We start from the raw sequence: 14,137 nt of genomic DNA, 5'->3' as shown, positions 1-14,137 counted from the left end.
TTTAACTCCCATTAAAAAAGGGCAACACTCCCAAAAGAGCTATGCCCACAGCATTAATTGATACAATTTTGTAAACGATCTAGTAAATCGTTTTTACTTAAATAAAAATCCGAAATCGGAAGCACTGCAAAATAGGAATGTTCAGATTCAACTGCAAAATGGACTTTGTCGTAAACGAGACTAATCTGTAATTCTCCTTTAAGTTCTTTCCCGGATTGAATCACTGCAGCGGTCAGGCTTTGATACACCTTCTCATGCAAATGATTATCAATTGTCCGTTCTATTACAAAACAACCAGCAAAGCTCTTCCACCAAATTAAAAAGGACTGCTTAATCTCGATAAATTGTGCTTCATTTTCCTTAGTTTCCTGAAACAACCCTTTATAAAAAAACTCGCTATTTTCGTAAAAAATGAGTTGATCATTTTTTGGTTGTTCCGCTAATTGCCCGATCAGATAATTCCATTTTTCGTTAAAAGCGATCTGAAAAGTCCCTTCTTCAACGAACTTTACATCATATGACCAATATGGAAAACGATCCGCCTCTGAAGAACGTTGATTCAAAAATATGTTGTGAATATATACTAGGAAATTAAGTGTAAAATGGGCTTCTGTACGTATGAAAAAGGAATTCCCCTTTCTTTGCGCATCGTCACTCTGCATTATAACCGTCCTTAACGAGATCGAGTTTCCCTGTTTCAGGAGAAATAACAAGTCCATGAACTGGAACATCAGCTGGCATCAATGGATGTTGACGGACGACTTCAACGCTGTTATCCACACTTTCCTCGACACTATCAAAGCCTTCCAACCATTTTTCAATCTGAATACCTGAGTATTTCAGTGTATCAATCGTATTTTCAGGAATGCCTCTTTCTTTAAATTTCTCGATTAGTTTCGTCGGATCAACACTGCTCATTCCACATTGATGATGACCGATTACGAAAACCTCATCTGCCTGAAGTTCATAGACAGCGACCAAAATACTTCTCATCACACTTCCAAAAGGATGAGAAATGACTGCCCCAGCATTTTTTATCAATTTAAAGTCACCATTTCGGAGGTTCATCGCTCTCGGTAATAATTCAACAAGCCGGGTGTCCATACATGAAACAACAACCATCCGCTTATCCGGAAATTTTGTGGTTTGATAGGCTTCATAACTTTTTTCTTCTACAAATGAATGATTATAGTTTAGAATCTCATTTAATAATGGCATACTCTGATTCCTCCATTTGAATTTATTCTTCTTAACTATATCAAAACAACAAGGCTTTTGATAAGTTTTCAAGACTGATACGAATTCTTAACTTTAAAAATAGCGAATCGAGACGAATAATCATGTAGAATGGTCAGTAGAAATAGAGGAGGAATATCATTTGAAAAAGATACATGCATCAATTTTATCAATGGTTATTGTTTATGACACCGAAAATGAACGTATCCTACTTTTAAACCGGCCGAAAGAAAATGGATTCCCAGGATATCTTGGACCTGGCGGAAAAATCGAACTCGGTGAAAGCTTTGCTGAAGGGGCTGCCCGTGAGGTTTATGAAGAAACGGGACTTGAGGTCGAACCAAAGGATTTGTGCTATAAAGGCGTGGACGAGTACATATTGCAAGACGAAAATTATCGCTATATGGTCTTTAATTATTTAACGACAAAATTTGATGGCACGCTACTTGAAAGGCCTCCAGAAGGAGAATTGCGGTGGGTCACCTTAGATGAAGCATACGAACTGCCGATGCAATCCTGGTTCAAACGCCGTCTTCCCCTATTCTTTGAAGATGGCACGTTTGAAATCTCAATCCATTTAAAAGACTTCGAGAGTAAACCACATAAAGAAGTGATCCGAAAAGTCGGCTGAATTTGAAAAAGGAGGGATTTTTTTGAACGTATTCAAGCGAATTTGTGTTTTTTGCGGGTCAAGCTTTGGTTCAAGTGAATCATATAAAAAGAATGTAAAACAACTCGGTGCATTGCTTGCGAAAAATGATATTGAACTCGTCTATGGTGGCGGAAATTCAGGACTGATGGGCGTACTCGCACATGCAGTCATGACAAATAACGGCAAAGCGACGGGAATCATCCCTCATAAGATCAATGATCGTGTTCAGCATTTGGAGCTGACCGATTTGATTGTCGTTGATACAATGCATGAACGGAAGGCGAAAATGTATGAATTAGCGGATGCGTTCATTGCACTGCCAGGCGGAATCGGAACGATGGAAGAAATGTTTGAAGTAATGACATGGAACCAGTTAGGCTATCATACGAAGCCACTTGGGCTGTTCAATATCGAACATTATTACGATCCTCTTTACGAATTGCTGACTCATATGCATTCGGAAGGTTTTGTGCAAAAAGAACACCTCGAACAAACGATTATCGAGGATCAAGCCGATCAACTTTTACAACAGCTTGAAAAGCTTGAAATGAAAGCCTTTGACAAATGGACATAGAAAATGAGAGGAAACGGATGATATCCGTCTCCTCTTATTTTTCTAGCATCATTTTTAACACAAGCTTATCTGTTTCATTTGTACCTTCGTTTCCAAGCCTGCAAAAGTTCTCAATACTTTTTTCAACATCGTCATGGATAAAACCATCAGTCGACTGTATTTCCTTGTTGTTCAAAGCCATTATTGCTGATTGGACGGCGGCACTGGTACACGTTGAAACCTTCATCGCGCACCCGGCTTTCGCCCCATCGCAAATCATCCCAGATACGTTTCCGATCGTATTTTGAACAGCAGCTTTTACGTGAGGAAGCTCACCGCCAAGCAGATAGACGATTGCTCCGCTCGCTCCCATGCCCGCCGCTGTAACCCCGCACAATGCAGACAGGCGGCCGAACTTTTCCTTTATATGGATCGTGATAAGATGACTCAGCGTCACGGCTCGAAGCATCGTTTCCTTATCGACGCCGAGCTTTTTGCCAACCGCTACGACCGGTAAAGTAACTGCAATCCCTTGATTCCCACTTCCCGAATTTGCCATTACTGGACTCAATGAACCTGCCATCCTTGCATCAGAACCTGCAGATGCTAATGACATTGAATAACTGACCAGATCATCAGAAAGGATGCCTTTTTTGACATTCTCCTGAATCGTCTTGCCAACATTGAGGCCATACTCGTTCTTAAGCCCTTCCTCCCCAATGGCGAAATTCAACTCAATACTTTTCTGAACAAGTGCCAAGTGTTTAACATCTACTTCTTTTACAAATTCGAAAATCGAGTCAATCGTGAGCGACGATTCGTCTGTATTGGTGGTATCATCCTTTTTTTTGCTTACTGACTCTTGTTCATAGATAGTTTCGCCATTTACCTCAATTAAACTGATATTCGTGTGATCTTCCGAAATAATGACTCTTGAATACTCATTCTCACCATAGAGTTTGATTTCGATAAAGAGTTTAGTAGATGAATCTGCAAGCGAAACCGTTACCTTTTTTTCAGAAAGGAGCTTGAGAGCATTTTCCTCATCCTTAGAAGTTGCATCTGCCAAAACCTCAAGTTGTTTTGAAGCATCACCTGCAACGATTCCGAGCGCTGCTGCAAAGTCTAAGCCAGTTGTCTTCGTTCCTGGAATTCCAACAGACTTTGCATTTTTGATCACGTTCCCACTCGCCAAAACTTCTACGTTTTGAACCTGATCGGTAATATATTTTTTGGCCGTTGCTGAAGCTAGTGCGATTGCGACCGGCTCAGTACAACCAACAGCTACAACGAGTTCTTTCTGAAGTAAATCCAATATTGATTGTTCTCTCATGGTGGCGCCCCCTCCGAGTTTATCCTGAATTTAGTTTATCACAACCTTGCCAAAACATTTTGTAAATATTTTTACACATAATAAATGAATGTGAATTGTTTTTATGTTATCGATAGATATTTATGTTAACCTTATTAAAATTTAAGTTGACATATAATCATAGTTTCCGATATTCTTCTTATAGACAACACTGATTGGAGGCTTATGATTATGAAACTCAAAACGATTGACATTACTCTTGCAGCAGTATTTGCAGCACTGATGACGATTGGTGCCAACCTGACTTCCCTTCTTGTTATTGGAAGTGTGCCGATTACATTACAAACTTTTTTCTGTATATTAGCTGGTCTGATTCTCGGAAGTCGTCTCGGTGCGATTTCAATGGCGGTATACACAATGATTGGATTGGCTGGTGCACCCGTTTTCGCCCAGCTATCCGGCGGGTTAGGCGTGACGTTCAAGCCCACATTCGGATTTATCTTATCTTTTATTTTGGTAGCTTATGTATGTGGAAAAATGATCGAGGCGAAGTCCAGCAAGAAGATGTTCATCGTTGCGGCATTAGTCGGAATGGTGATTAACTATGGAGTAGGAACGAACTGGATGTATGTTGCGATGAAACTATGGGCTGCGGCTCCAGAAGGATTTACTTATGAAATGGCATGGGCTTGGATGCTTGCTCCACTACCGAAAGACATCCTCTTATCGGTATGCGCTGGATTGATCGCGCCGCGTTTGTACCGAACACTATCGAAATCTACACGTTCTTTCTCAAATAAACCAGCTGCGTAATTACAGTCGAATAGTGGCCGCTTTGTCATTAAACGTTATTATCCCCGGGCAACCTGAGTCACCTGGGGATATATAATCGTTTTTTTTGGAGCTTGATAATCTTATATAATAACATGCTTTAATACATATTATTTAAAGGTTTGTTTTATCCTTCCTCTTCCATTTTCATAGGAAACCTCTGCATAAGCGCCATTAATGAACGTTAATTGCGGTGGCATGTGACCCAAATCTACATCATAAACAATCGGAACTTTAGAATCTGATAGTGGATTTTTATATGCATCTTCTAGTATAAAATCCCCTATATCCTCATAACCGGTAGGCCTTCCAAACAAGAACCCTCTGCAATTTTCAAACCATCCATTCATTTTCATTTGCCATAGCGTCCGGTATATATCAGTGGAATTCATATCGTCACTCTCTAGATACCAAATCACTCCGTCCTCTTTATACTTTTCGAGGAACTGAGAAACTGGTGCGTACGGGGTACCGATCAATTTGCAAATCGTATCTAAACAACCTCCGAGCAATCTGCCACTAAAATTTGTTTCTGTCTCACCCGAAAGCAGCTTCCATTCCACTTTTTCAGTCAAATTGTAGGGAGGGAAAACGTCTTCAGTTACCTTCGACCACTCCGATTGAAAAGAGTCAAGGTTCGTTTGCTCGAAAAGCTCTCCAGTTGAAGTGCCAAGAACTCTTAAAGATTGAAGGACTGAAGGATCAACTGGAGAACTTCCAAAATCCAAAGCATTCGGTCCATGAGCAGAAGCAACTCCAGCTTTTAAGGTCAATGAAAATAATAATGTGCTAGTATCAGAGAATCCTAGTACCCATTTAGGGTGCACTTTCCGAAGTGCTTCAAAATCAAGATACGGGAGCATATCCATGAGAAAATGTCCTCCCCACGGCGGTACAATCGCCTTTACTTGATCGTTATGGTAAAGCTCCAAAAACTCTTCTGCCCTTTGTTTAGGTGAAGCACTCGTTAATTTTTCGTTAGACCGGGCCGATGGACTCTCCAAACATTGATAGCCTAGATCCTCAATTTGCTTGATCGCATTGTCCAGTTTATTTCGAAATACACCAGTCACCCCTGATGAAGTAGCAACAATGCCAATTACGTCGCCTTTTGTTAACGGTTTCGGATATAACAAAACAACCACCCTTTCACTAAGTTCCTTCAAACTACTCATTTATTTTTCCCATTCATTCTTTAATAACAGCGAATGCATACCGTGTCCAGGGGGTTGCATTTTTCTCAACTAAAATATCACTCACAAAAATCCCGAGATTGCTTGGGTGTGCTCGGTCCCCACCGTTGGAAGCGACTAACCTTGTCAATTGCATAGCAATGAACAGCAACCCAATCTTTTTCCTCAAATTCTCTTAATCTAATATGACTACCATAAAGGAAATTTCCCTCCATTTCATCACCATCCTAGCACATTAATTCACCTCAAAGAAGTTTGCACTTTACTTCCGAGTTTATAAATTCGTTCTGTTTCACACTCAGACATAAGAAAGATTTCCATATACATTACACTAGTTTCCATGTCTTTACAATCAAAAAATGTGCCAATTTTCAATCTATGATTTACTTGTCCACACCAATGAGTTCTTACAGGCATATTATTTAGTATCACCTTGAGAAGGAGGTGATTTATGATGGGAAAAGACATCGAGCATATTTTTTCCAGAAAAGATCACGACTGCGGTTGTAAAAAAAGCTCTGGCAAGAAGGATGACCATGACTGTGATTGCAAACGAAGCTCTGGTAAGAAAAAGAAAAAACATCACGGTCCAAAGAAAAAACATCATGGTCCGGGTAAGAAAAAGCATAGCTCTGGCAAGAAAAGAGACCATGACTGCGATCGCAAAAAAAGCTCTGGCAAGAAAAGAGACCATGACTGCGATTGCAAAAAAAGCTCTGGCAAGAAAAGAGACCATGACCGCGATTGCAAAAAGAGCTCTGGCAAGAAAAGAGACCATGACTGCGATTGCAAAAAGAGCTCTGGCAAGAAAAGAGACCATGACTGCGATTGCAAAAAAAGCTCTGGAAACAAAAAGAAATTCTATAATGACTCTAGTTACGACTGGTACTCCAGTGAGAAGAAATTTGATTACAGCTCGGGGAAGAAAAAAAACAAAAAGAAAAAAGAGCATGACCATGACTGTGACTGCTGGGATTGCAAAAAGAAAAAACACCATGATGACGACTGGTTCAATACTTGGTAATGGTTAAAATTCTTAAAAATTGCAATTAAGGTAATTAAGGTTAATACAAGCCAGCTTTAATAAAAACAGCAACTTGGATGTAGTACACTGTACCATGGATCAATATTACACCTATGGGGCTGATCTCATATCGGTCAACCCCATTTTTCAAATTTTTTTATGGAGGGTTTTACTTGGATAGAAATGAAGCTGTACATTATGGCGGAAATTCAGATGTAGATGTTCAGGTTAATGTAGATACATCGGCTCTAGCTTATGCATATGCGTGTTTTATGAATGCATCTGGTCAATTAAGTGATACACAATTTGAAGAAATGCTGATCAAGCTAGATAAACTTCTCGGTGATGAGCGGGGCGTAAATTATTTATCGAATGATTCAAACGCTCAAAATCACCCACAGCTAAATGAAAAAGTACGGGTATTACAACCCCAGCAACGCAAAAGAAATGTCAAGAATCCTGACAAACCTAACCCATTCGATTTTTTCAGGAAGCCGGCAGCTTTCAATCACAAATCTAGACGCGGTTAAACTGCGGAGCAGGGATTTTTATTGTTAAACCAAGTGCTCCGTATACATCTATATATCATTTTGGAGGATTAAACATAAAACTGACTTTATTGTCTAATTCGATTTACGTATGTACGTAGTAAACGTTTATAAAAAACAGAGGGAGAATGGTGTGTCCATTCCACCATCTGTTCGAGTTAACTAGTGAAGTCCCAGGCTTTCGCTTTTTCGTTTTTCTTACGGTACACGAATCCCGATAGCGTAATGCTGACCTCAAATAGGATGATTAAGCACATAAGTACGAGAATATCAGAAAAAAAGTCCGGAGGCGTCAACATGACGGCCAATATAGTGAATACGAAATAACAGATTTTTCGCGACTTTTTCAGCCGTGCCGGATTTAAGATTCCCAGCACTGTCAGGAACAGGATGACGACGGGCATTTCGAAAAGCAACCCAAAGGGAATGGTCATTTGAAACAAGAAATTGAAATATTTTTCCGTCGTATAAAAAAGTTGGAAGCCTTCGTTCGATATCTTTTGTAAAAAGCTGAGAACAGTCGGAAATACGATTGCATACCCAAAACCGATTCCCGACACAAACAGTAGGAATAATGCTGGAATCAACATTAGCGTAGCTTTACGCTGCCTTTCTTCTATTGCAGGTAAAACAAATTTCCAAGTATGATAAGCAGCCATTGGAATCGTAAATGCCATTGCAACAACACCTGCAATTTTAAAATAGATCCACAAAATATCGGTTGGACCCAACAATGCGAGCTTTGAATCCAAGTCCTTCACTAACCACTGATAGATTTGCTCAACAAATACAAATCCCAAGATGAAGAACGCAAGAAAGCTGGTACCAACGATAAGAACACGTTTCCTTAATTCATCAAGGTGTTCGACCAACTCTGTCTCTTGATCCATTATCAAAGCTCCCTTCTTCGCAAAATACATTTCACATAGAATACTTGCCAAATCCAACCCTTGGCACGGGCAGAGCCTTAGCCCTAAAGGCCCTTGCACTTGTACTCTAGAAAGTATTTTTATACTTTCTAAACGTGCAAAAGAAGAAAAGAGGGTATCCTCTTTTCTCCCGCATCATTCAATTTTTCTTTTCTTTTACATTGTCGTCATTTGAGGATACGAGATCCTTTGTAGCATTTTTAAATTCCTTAAGCGTATTGCCGAATGCTCGTCCGATTTCTGGAAGCTTTGCTGGACCAAAGATCACGAGCGCAATGATCAGGATTAAAATCAATCCTGGAATTCCGATGTTGAATGGCATTAATCATTCTCCTCTCTTAAAATCCTGTAATCGCTACGACGCCTGGTCGCGGCATATTATCTCGACGATGTGGCCAAACACTATGCGGATTTGCAAGATTCTCGGTGTTTTCCCCTGGATGCTGTACTGAAAGGAACAGAGTTTTTTCATCCGGTGTGAAACAAGGTCCAGTCAATTCTGCTTCGTTTGGTGCTGAAGCAAACTGGAATGCAACTCCTTGCTCTTTTCCATGAGTGGGAATAACGAACATCCCGTTATTACCAAATGGCTTCCAGATAGTAGTGTTCAGCTTACTGCTTGAAATATCGGTAACAGTCCACAGGTTCCCGTCCTCGTCAAATGTAAGGTTATCAGGTGCACTGAACCCGCTTTGGATCCCGCCTGCCGCAAAAATCGCAAATTGGAATTCAAGGGATCCGTGGTCATCATCTTTTTCAAAAAATCTAGTAATATGACCATGCATGTTTCCGTGTCGGTCATTATTCGTATGAGCCACATAGATTGTCCCGTCAAATGGGCTGATTTCAACGTCTTCTGGACGGTCAGTCGGTGTACCGCCAATCAGGATTGCTGCTTCATGTGCATTTACTACTACATCCGCCTGCGCTTGGAACTTTTCCAGCACTTCCTTGTCATCTGCAGCTGCTTCTCTTACTGCTCCAACTGTAAGAGGCAACCAGGCACCTTTTTTGAAGCTCGCAACGTACAATGTTCCCGCTTCTAGCAGTTTTGAATTCTTTTTACCAGCATGGGGATCAAATTTCCCTTCACTTACAAACTTGTATACACAAGCATCCTTTTTATCGTCGCCCATATAGACGACAACTCGTCCATTCTTAGCAAGTCCCATACATGTATTTTCGTGATTGAACCTGCCAAGTGATGTATGCTTACGGACTGCAAAATTCGCATCAAATGGGTCGACTTCGACTGCCCATCCGTAATGTGTTTCGTTTAGATTTGCCGCACCTGCGGTATATTCAAAGTTTTCTTCACATGTTAAAAGAGTGTTCCAAAGCGTTTTACCTCCGGAGCAATTTGCGAATGTCCCTTGAACAGTTGAAACATTTCCGACAGCCTTAGAATTCTTTGCTGGACCTGTTAATTGTATCGGTGTCAGACCAGTTACACGTCTAGCATGAGTTGAAGCCGGATCTAACTCCCAACCACCTTTTCCATTTACTACTTCGATAATTGATCCACCTTGATTGTAAAGGACCGTCTGGATTTGAGAAGCGTTATAGTCTCCTTTTATTTTTTTACCGAAAACAAACAAGTCTTCTACATATTCGTGGTTTACCCACAAAAGCCCGCGTTCTTCGCTTATGTCACTTTTAATTGGAAAATAGAGTGTATAGTCATTGTTATACCCGAATGTTTCGCCTTTCGGATTGATTTTATCACCGTAAGCTGCAATTACGTTGTATTGATAACCTTTTGGTAAAACAAGATCGTCCTTGCTGGTAGGCTCAATCGGCTTGAACTTTAATGGTCCGTACTTCGGGGTTTTTTTCATCGGTTTATGGAAGTTCCCTTTCGCACCAACTTTATCTGCGATTCCATCCAATCCGGTACTTGCAGCCGCAAGTGCAACCGTCCCAGTACCTACATAAGTCAGGAATTTTTTCCGATCCATTTTCGTTGACAATCTCATCCACTCCTTTTTGGTATTTACAACCTTCATGTTAATGTGGAGATGTAAACTTGGTGTTGAGCGGACGTTAAGTTTGCCGGAATTGCAGTAAATTAGTACAATGTTCCTCAAAAAACTTCTGGAATCTAGTATTTTTTTCATTATAAAAGAACAAAAAAACTCGAATGACTCGAGTTTTTAAGAGGAAACCACCATAAAAGTCCCAATCTATTATTTAGAATGTAAATGCTTTGTGAACATCGGATAACAAATATTGTAAAAAGATACATTTCTACTTTGTGTTTATGTATGGATCCAAAGCTTTCTTAAGTCCACATGTCCAAATGATTCAAAGCGAATGTCCTTTATCATCGGGTGGAAAGTACGACGTTTTGTCGGGTGATACATGTAAATGAAAAGATTTTCTTTACGAATGAACTCCTCAATCCTTTCAATCCACTGTTCGCGTTCACTGAATCTTTCCTCACGTTTCATAAAATCCAAATGCCTTTCAATCGTTGTTAAATGCTCTCTTTTAAGCATACGTCTAAAAAGTAATGCATCGTTGTAAAACGCCCCAAGGAAGGAGAGGTGATGATCATTTGAGGCCACTTCTCCCATGAAAACCAAATCAGCATTTTTTTCAATGATATTCGAATAGAAACCCTCTATAGGAAATGTCTCATGCTGCATTGAAATTCCGTAAATTTTCGCCTGTTTGATAAACCATACTGTTTCATCAATCGGCTTTGGAAAATCTAATGAATAAACTGTTAACGTTTCTCCACCATACCCAGCATCATTGAGCAGTTCATGGATTATGGATGGATCTTTTTCCTGCGCATCAGATTTCCAAGGGAAATAACTTGAAGACTCAGCTAATGGTTCGCGCCCCAAATCATAACTCATTTTTTTCATATTTAACAATTGATACATTGCTTTTCGGAATGATGGATGATGTACGATTGATTTCCGATTAAAATTAAAAGCGAGAAAACGAAAGCCAATCTCTACGTCCTCCTTCTCCTGAATAAATTCACTATCTTCAACACCATCGACTTGAAAGGTGACTGCTTGTACGTGATCCATCGGGACATGCCAAAACTCAATATCATCAAGTAAAGGACGTTCTAGAAAGTATTGATCGAATGCCTCTAGAACAAACTTACTTTTCGATCGCTCTTTTAGCCTAAATGGTCCCGTTCCAATCCACTGCATTTCATCAAACGGAACATCAGCAGGTAAGATAGCAAGGTTCTGACAACTTACATTACGCAGGAAAAAAGGATTCGGTTCATCAAGCTCAAAACGGATCATGTTAGGTGCTGGGCATTCCATTTTCGAAACATCTTTTAAAAGCCATTTGTGAGGTGATGCATCTTGAATTCGTTGAAATGTATGACGGACATCTTCACTTGTCAACACACGCTGATGATGAAACCGTACTCCTTTTCGAATATAAAACGTCCAGGTCTTTTCATTATTTTCAACAGTCCAATGATGAGCAAGATGAGGCTTGACCGTATCCTTTATTTGATCATATCGAACCAAAGGATCCCCTAGCTGTTGTAAGAGGTAGCTCTCGAATGTAATTGAGGTAAAAGCTGGATCAAGTGTCGTCAGAGGTCTCGTAATGATTGATCGCAGTACATCTTTTGTACTGTTTGGAGACTGTAGTCCAAACAATGCCTGGACATCTTCAGAGACGTTGGCGATCCATGATTTCGGAATCGGCAGCTGTAACAGCTGCATCAAAGCTTCCATTTGATCATATCGAATATATTCGTCAACTGCACCCTCGATCTCATGTTGAAAGGATCTTCGGAACAAAAGTTTCGATGGGTTCCCTCTTCCTTTCCCAGGATTATAAGTATAAAAGCCTGCCTCTTCGTACTTTCGAAGTTTCCGCTTTACATTTTTCAGTGTACAAAACCAGACTTGTTCAAGCTCACTTAGCTTTAGTTCAACCTGATTGTCATGCTCCCTTGGATAAAGAAAAGCACGCATTTGAAAATAAGATAAATCCTTCACGCTCTCACCTCTTTAAAAGAATCTATACCTTAAAAGTCGTCCACACTTGAACAACTGCTAAAAGGGGACATTTTTAATCACATTATACCCTTTTTATCCCCTTTTACAAAAGGCAAAATAACGTAGAGGGAGTGAGAGAAAATGTTTAGAGAGCTGCACCCGAATATCCGAATTCGAATTTATACGTCGTTTATGAGCCGGATTATCGGTTCAATGATTTTTCCATTTATGGCGATCTACTTTACGAATGCATTGAATGCTATGTGGGCTGGTATCTTACTGATGACTAGTATTGTAATTCAGTTCTTTTCTGGGTTATATGGCGGATACCTTGCAGATATTGTTGGAAGAAAACGAATGATGGTCCTAGGAGAATGGATGAAAGTAATTGGATTTGCGGGGATGGTACTGGCGAATTCACCGTGGTTCACTTCAGCATGGACTACCTTCGCGATGATGACAATCATCGGAATTGCTTCTGGCTTCGTAAACCCTGCTGCTGAAGCGATGCTAATCGATGTCAGTACAAAAGAAACTCGGGCATTCATGTATGCAATCAATTATTGGGCGGTCAATATGTCGATCATGCTCGGGTTGATCGTCGGAGGTTGGTTCTATCAAACTCATTTTTTTGAATTGTTGATTGCGTTGCTGGCGATGTCATTCGTTACCTTATGGATGACAGCAGCATTGATAAATGAAACGTACCAACCAGAGAAAACATCAAGGAAGGCTTATGGACTGAAACCGATTTTCCAAAGCTATAAAACCGTAATCACAGATTTGCCGTTTGTATTGTTCATCCTTGGTGGAATTGCGATCTTAGCAATTGAGTTCCAGCGAAATAATTTTATTGCAGTTCGTTTGGAAGAAGAAATCATTCCACGAACATTTTCATTTTTATGGGATTCTGAATTGATGATTGACGGTGTTAAGCTGTTAAGTCTATTAACCGTTGAAAATACGATCATCATCGTATTGTTTACAGGGATTGCTGCAAAATGGATTCGCAATAAACCGGAACAGCCTGTCATGTATCTAGGTTTTATCCTTTTTGGATTGGGCTATAGCATTCTTGCGTTTTCGAATAATCTTCTTGTTCTGATGATTGCTGTACTGATCCTATCTGTCGGTGAATTAATGTACGTTCCTACGAGGCAATCAATTCTAGCGGACATTGTTGACGATACGAAACGTGGAGCTTATATGGCATTTAATGGTTTCGTCTTCCAAATTGGAAAACTGTTCGGAGCTTTAGGAATAATCGTTGGTGAAGCAATCGGCGGACTAGGCATGGCGATTCTATATGTTTTGTTTGCGCTGATCGGCGTGTTCTTGGTACGTGTTTCGATTCAAATGAAGGAAACAAGAGGAAAGCTGATCACAAGTCGAAATGCCATTTGATAAATCTTGAGGATAATCATTTTATGAAGACACTTACACTATCTTTTGGTCGTTAACTGTCCTCATGAACCACCTATCATTCGAAGAGTCGGGATTTACAGTCAATCTTGACTCTTTCTGCTTTTCCAAATTTATTTGTTCATAATATAAAACCCAACCGCAATAATACTGAGGATAAATGTTACAACATAAATAGTCGTCAAAACCCGTAAATTTTTGCTAAGCGAGCTTTTCTCATAATCCTGTGACCGCTTTAACTCAGCCTCCGTTTTATCCTCTGCGTTTTTATATTCCTCTGCTTCTTTATTCACTTTTTTCCCAACGATAACTGTACCGATCAATGAAATGACTCCGACTGCTATCACGGCAACTGTTAAGTATAGATACATGAGTGAATCCCCCCTTTTCAGTCCTATATACCTATTATAGAAGAGAAAATCATCATTTGATAGTCAGTAGATTTGAAGAT

Annotated in this window: 16 protein-coding genes; 6 read left to right on the top strand and 10 right to left on the bottom strand. The window is 40.0% G+C overall.

What is annotated here, in order from left to right:
• Window positions 1-53: 53 nt before the first annotated feature.
• Both MOJ78_RS07645 and MOJ78_RS07640 read right to left on the bottom strand, forming a co-directional pair.
• The gene (locus MOJ78_RS07645) at window positions 54-662 is read right to left on the bottom strand and encodes a hypothetical protein (protein WP_304980596.1); all 609 of its coding nucleotides are present in this window, start codon (window positions 660-662) and stop codon (window positions 54-56) included.
• Window positions 652-1,218, bottom strand: a complete 567-nt coding sequence (locus MOJ78_RS07640; RefSeq protein WP_304980595.1) for a beta-class carbonic anhydrase — start codon at window positions 1,216-1,218, stop codon at window positions 652-654. The genes MOJ78_RS07645 and MOJ78_RS07640 overlap by 11 nt, the downstream gene beginning before the upstream one ends.
• Before the next feature lie 190 nt (window positions 1,219-1,408).
• Between MOJ78_RS07640 and MOJ78_RS07635 the strand changes: the two genes are divergently transcribed.
• Both MOJ78_RS07635 and MOJ78_RS07630 read left to right on the top strand, forming a co-directional pair.
• Complete coding sequence (locus MOJ78_RS07635) at window positions 1,409-1,867, top strand: 8-oxo-dGTP diphosphatase (protein ID WP_304981203.1); 459 nt, start codon at window positions 1,409-1,411, stop codon at window positions 1,865-1,867.
• A 22-nt stretch (window positions 1,868-1,889) separates the two neighbouring features.
• Complete coding sequence (locus tag MOJ78_RS07630; RefSeq protein ID WP_304980594.1) at window positions 1,890-2,462, top strand: LOG family protein; 573 nt, start codon at window positions 1,890-1,892, stop codon at window positions 2,460-2,462.
• Window positions 2,463-2,496: 34 nt separating this feature from the next.
• Here MOJ78_RS07630 and MOJ78_RS07625 read toward each other — a convergent pair whose 3' ends face one another.
• Window positions 2,497-3,774, bottom strand: coding sequence for an L-cysteine desulfidase family protein (locus tag MOJ78_RS07625; RefSeq protein WP_304980593.1), 1,278 nt, complete (start codon window positions 3,772-3,774; stop codon window positions 2,497-2,499).
• 210 nt (window positions 3,775-3,984) lie between these two features.
• Here MOJ78_RS07625 and MOJ78_RS07620 point away from each other — a divergent pair, with 210 nt between their 5' ends.
• Window positions 3,985-4,566: a biotin transporter BioY gene (locus MOJ78_RS07620; RefSeq protein WP_304980592.1), complete on the top strand. Its 582-nt coding sequence runs from the start codon at window positions 3,985-3,987 to the stop codon at window positions 4,564-4,566.
• A gap of 128 nt (window positions 4,567-4,694) precedes the next feature.
• Here MOJ78_RS07620 and MOJ78_RS07615 read toward each other — a convergent pair whose 3' ends face one another.
• Together MOJ78_RS07615 and MOJ78_RS07610 are read right to left on the bottom strand one after the other, a co-directional pair.
• Window positions 4,695-5,759 carry a S66 family peptidase gene (locus MOJ78_RS07615; protein WP_304980591.1) on the bottom strand — a complete coding sequence of 355 codons (1,065 nt, stop codon included), beginning with the start codon at window positions 5,757-5,759 and terminating at the stop codon, window positions 4,695-4,697.
• 13 nt (window positions 5,760-5,772) lie between these two features.
• Window positions 5,773-5,946, bottom strand: coding sequence for a hypothetical protein (locus MOJ78_RS07610; protein ID WP_304980590.1), 174 nt, complete (start codon window positions 5,944-5,946; stop codon window positions 5,773-5,775).
• Window positions 5,947-6,313: 367 nt separating this feature from the next.
• Between MOJ78_RS07610 and MOJ78_RS07605 the strand changes: the two genes are divergently transcribed.
• Window positions 6,314-6,808, top strand: coding sequence for a hypothetical protein (locus MOJ78_RS07605; protein ID WP_304980589.1), 495 nt, complete (start codon window positions 6,314-6,316; stop codon window positions 6,806-6,808).
• A 166-nt stretch (window positions 6,809-6,974) separates the two neighbouring features.
• Window positions 6,975-7,331, top strand: coding sequence for a hypothetical protein (locus MOJ78_RS07600; protein ID WP_304980588.1), 357 nt, complete (start codon window positions 6,975-6,977; stop codon window positions 7,329-7,331).
• A gap of 176 nt (window positions 7,332-7,507) precedes the next feature.
• Here the strand turns inward: MOJ78_RS07600 and tatC are convergent, their stop codons facing one another.
• From tatC to MOJ78_RS07580, 4 genes are all read right to left on the bottom strand, one after another.
• Window positions 7,508-8,239 (bottom strand): twin-arginine translocase subunit TatC, encoded by a 732-nt coding sequence (gene tatC, locus MOJ78_RS07595; protein ID WP_304980587.1) that lies wholly within the window; start codon window positions 8,237-8,239, stop codon window positions 7,508-7,510.
• 178 nt (window positions 8,240-8,417) lie between these two features.
• The gene (gene tatA / locus MOJ78_RS07590) at window positions 8,418-8,600 is read right to left on the bottom strand and encodes a twin-arginine translocase TatA/TatE family subunit (RefSeq protein WP_304980586.1); all 183 of its coding nucleotides are present in this window, start codon (window positions 8,598-8,600) and stop codon (window positions 8,418-8,420) included.
• Between the two features lie 16 nt (window positions 8,601-8,616).
• Window positions 8,617-10,236, bottom strand: a complete 1,620-nt coding sequence (locus MOJ78_RS07585; RefSeq protein WP_370529811.1) for a PhoX family protein — start codon at window positions 10,234-10,236, stop codon at window positions 8,617-8,619.
• 300 nt (window positions 10,237-10,536) lie between these two features.
• Window positions 10,537-12,264, bottom strand: coding sequence for an ABC transporter substrate-binding protein (locus tag MOJ78_RS07580; protein WP_304980584.1), 1,728 nt, complete (start codon window positions 12,262-12,264; stop codon window positions 10,537-10,539).
• Between the two features lie 141 nt (window positions 12,265-12,405).
• Here MOJ78_RS07580 and MOJ78_RS07575 point away from each other — a divergent pair, with 141 nt between their 5' ends.
• On the top strand, window positions 12,406-13,668 hold the full coding sequence (locus MOJ78_RS07575; protein ID WP_304980583.1) for an MDR family MFS transporter: 1,263 nt from the start codon (window positions 12,406-12,408) through the stop codon (window positions 13,666-13,668).
• A 131-nt stretch (window positions 13,669-13,799) separates the two neighbouring features.
• Here the strand turns inward: MOJ78_RS07575 and MOJ78_RS07570 are convergent, their stop codons facing one another.
• Window positions 13,800-14,057, bottom strand: coding sequence for a hypothetical protein (locus tag MOJ78_RS07570; RefSeq protein WP_304980582.1), 258 nt, complete (start codon window positions 14,055-14,057; stop codon window positions 13,800-13,802).
• Window positions 14,058-14,137 lie beyond the last annotated feature (80 nt).

Origin of the sequence: Alkalihalobacillus sp. AL-G (genome assembly GCF_030643805.1) — a bacterium.
In the GTDB taxonomy this organism is placed as follows: domain Bacteria; phylum Bacillota; class Bacilli; order Bacillales; family Fictibacillaceae; genus Pseudalkalibacillus.
Note: the sequence above shows the minus strand (reverse complement) of the source record. Positions and strands in the feature narration are given on the sequence as shown.

Excerpts from the sequence above, each read along its gene's own strand:
- MOJ78_RS07645 (WP_304980596.1), bottom strand. The coding sequence starts at position 662 with ATGCAGAGTGACGATGCGCAAAGAAAGGGGAATTCCTTTTTCATACGT.
- MOJ78_RS07640 (WP_304980595.1), bottom strand. The coding sequence starts at position 1,218 with ATGCCATTATTAAATGAGATTCTAAACTATAATCATTCATTTGTAGAA.
- MOJ78_RS07635 (WP_304981203.1), top strand. The coding sequence starts at position 1,409 with ATGGTTATTGTTTATGACACCGAAAATGAACGTATCCTACTTTTAAAC.
- MOJ78_RS07625 (WP_304980593.1), bottom strand. The coding sequence starts at position 3,774 with ATGAGAGAACAATCAATATTGGATTTACTTCAGAAAGAACTCGTTGTA.
- MOJ78_RS07620 (WP_304980592.1), top strand. The coding sequence starts at position 3,985 with ATGAAACTCAAAACGATTGACATTACTCTTGCAGCAGTATTTGCAGCA.
- MOJ78_RS07615 (WP_304980591.1), bottom strand. The coding sequence starts at position 5,759 with ATGAGTAGTTTGAAGGAACTTAGTGAAAGGGTGGTTGTTTTGTTATAT.
- MOJ78_RS07605 (WP_304980589.1), top strand. The coding sequence starts at position 6,314 with ATGACTGTGATTGCAAACGAAGCTCTGGTAAGAAAAAGAAAAAACATC.
- tatC (WP_304980587.1), bottom strand. The coding sequence starts at position 8,239 with ATGGATCAAGAGACAGAGTTGGTCGAACACCTTGATGAATTAAGGAAA.
- tatA (WP_304980586.1), bottom strand. The coding sequence starts at position 8,600 with ATGCCATTCAACATCGGAATTCCAGGATTGATTTTAATCCTGATCATT.
- MOJ78_RS07585 (WP_370529811.1), bottom strand. The coding sequence starts at position 10,236 with ATGGATCGGAAAAAATTCCTGACTTATGTAGGTACTGGGACGGTTGCA.
- MOJ78_RS07575 (WP_304980583.1), top strand. The coding sequence starts at position 12,406 with ATGTTTAGAGAGCTGCACCCGAATATCCGAATTCGAATTTATACGTCG.
- MOJ78_RS07570 (WP_304980582.1), bottom strand. The coding sequence starts at position 14,057 with ATGTATCTATACTTAACAGTTGCCGTGATAGCAGTCGGAGTCATTTCA.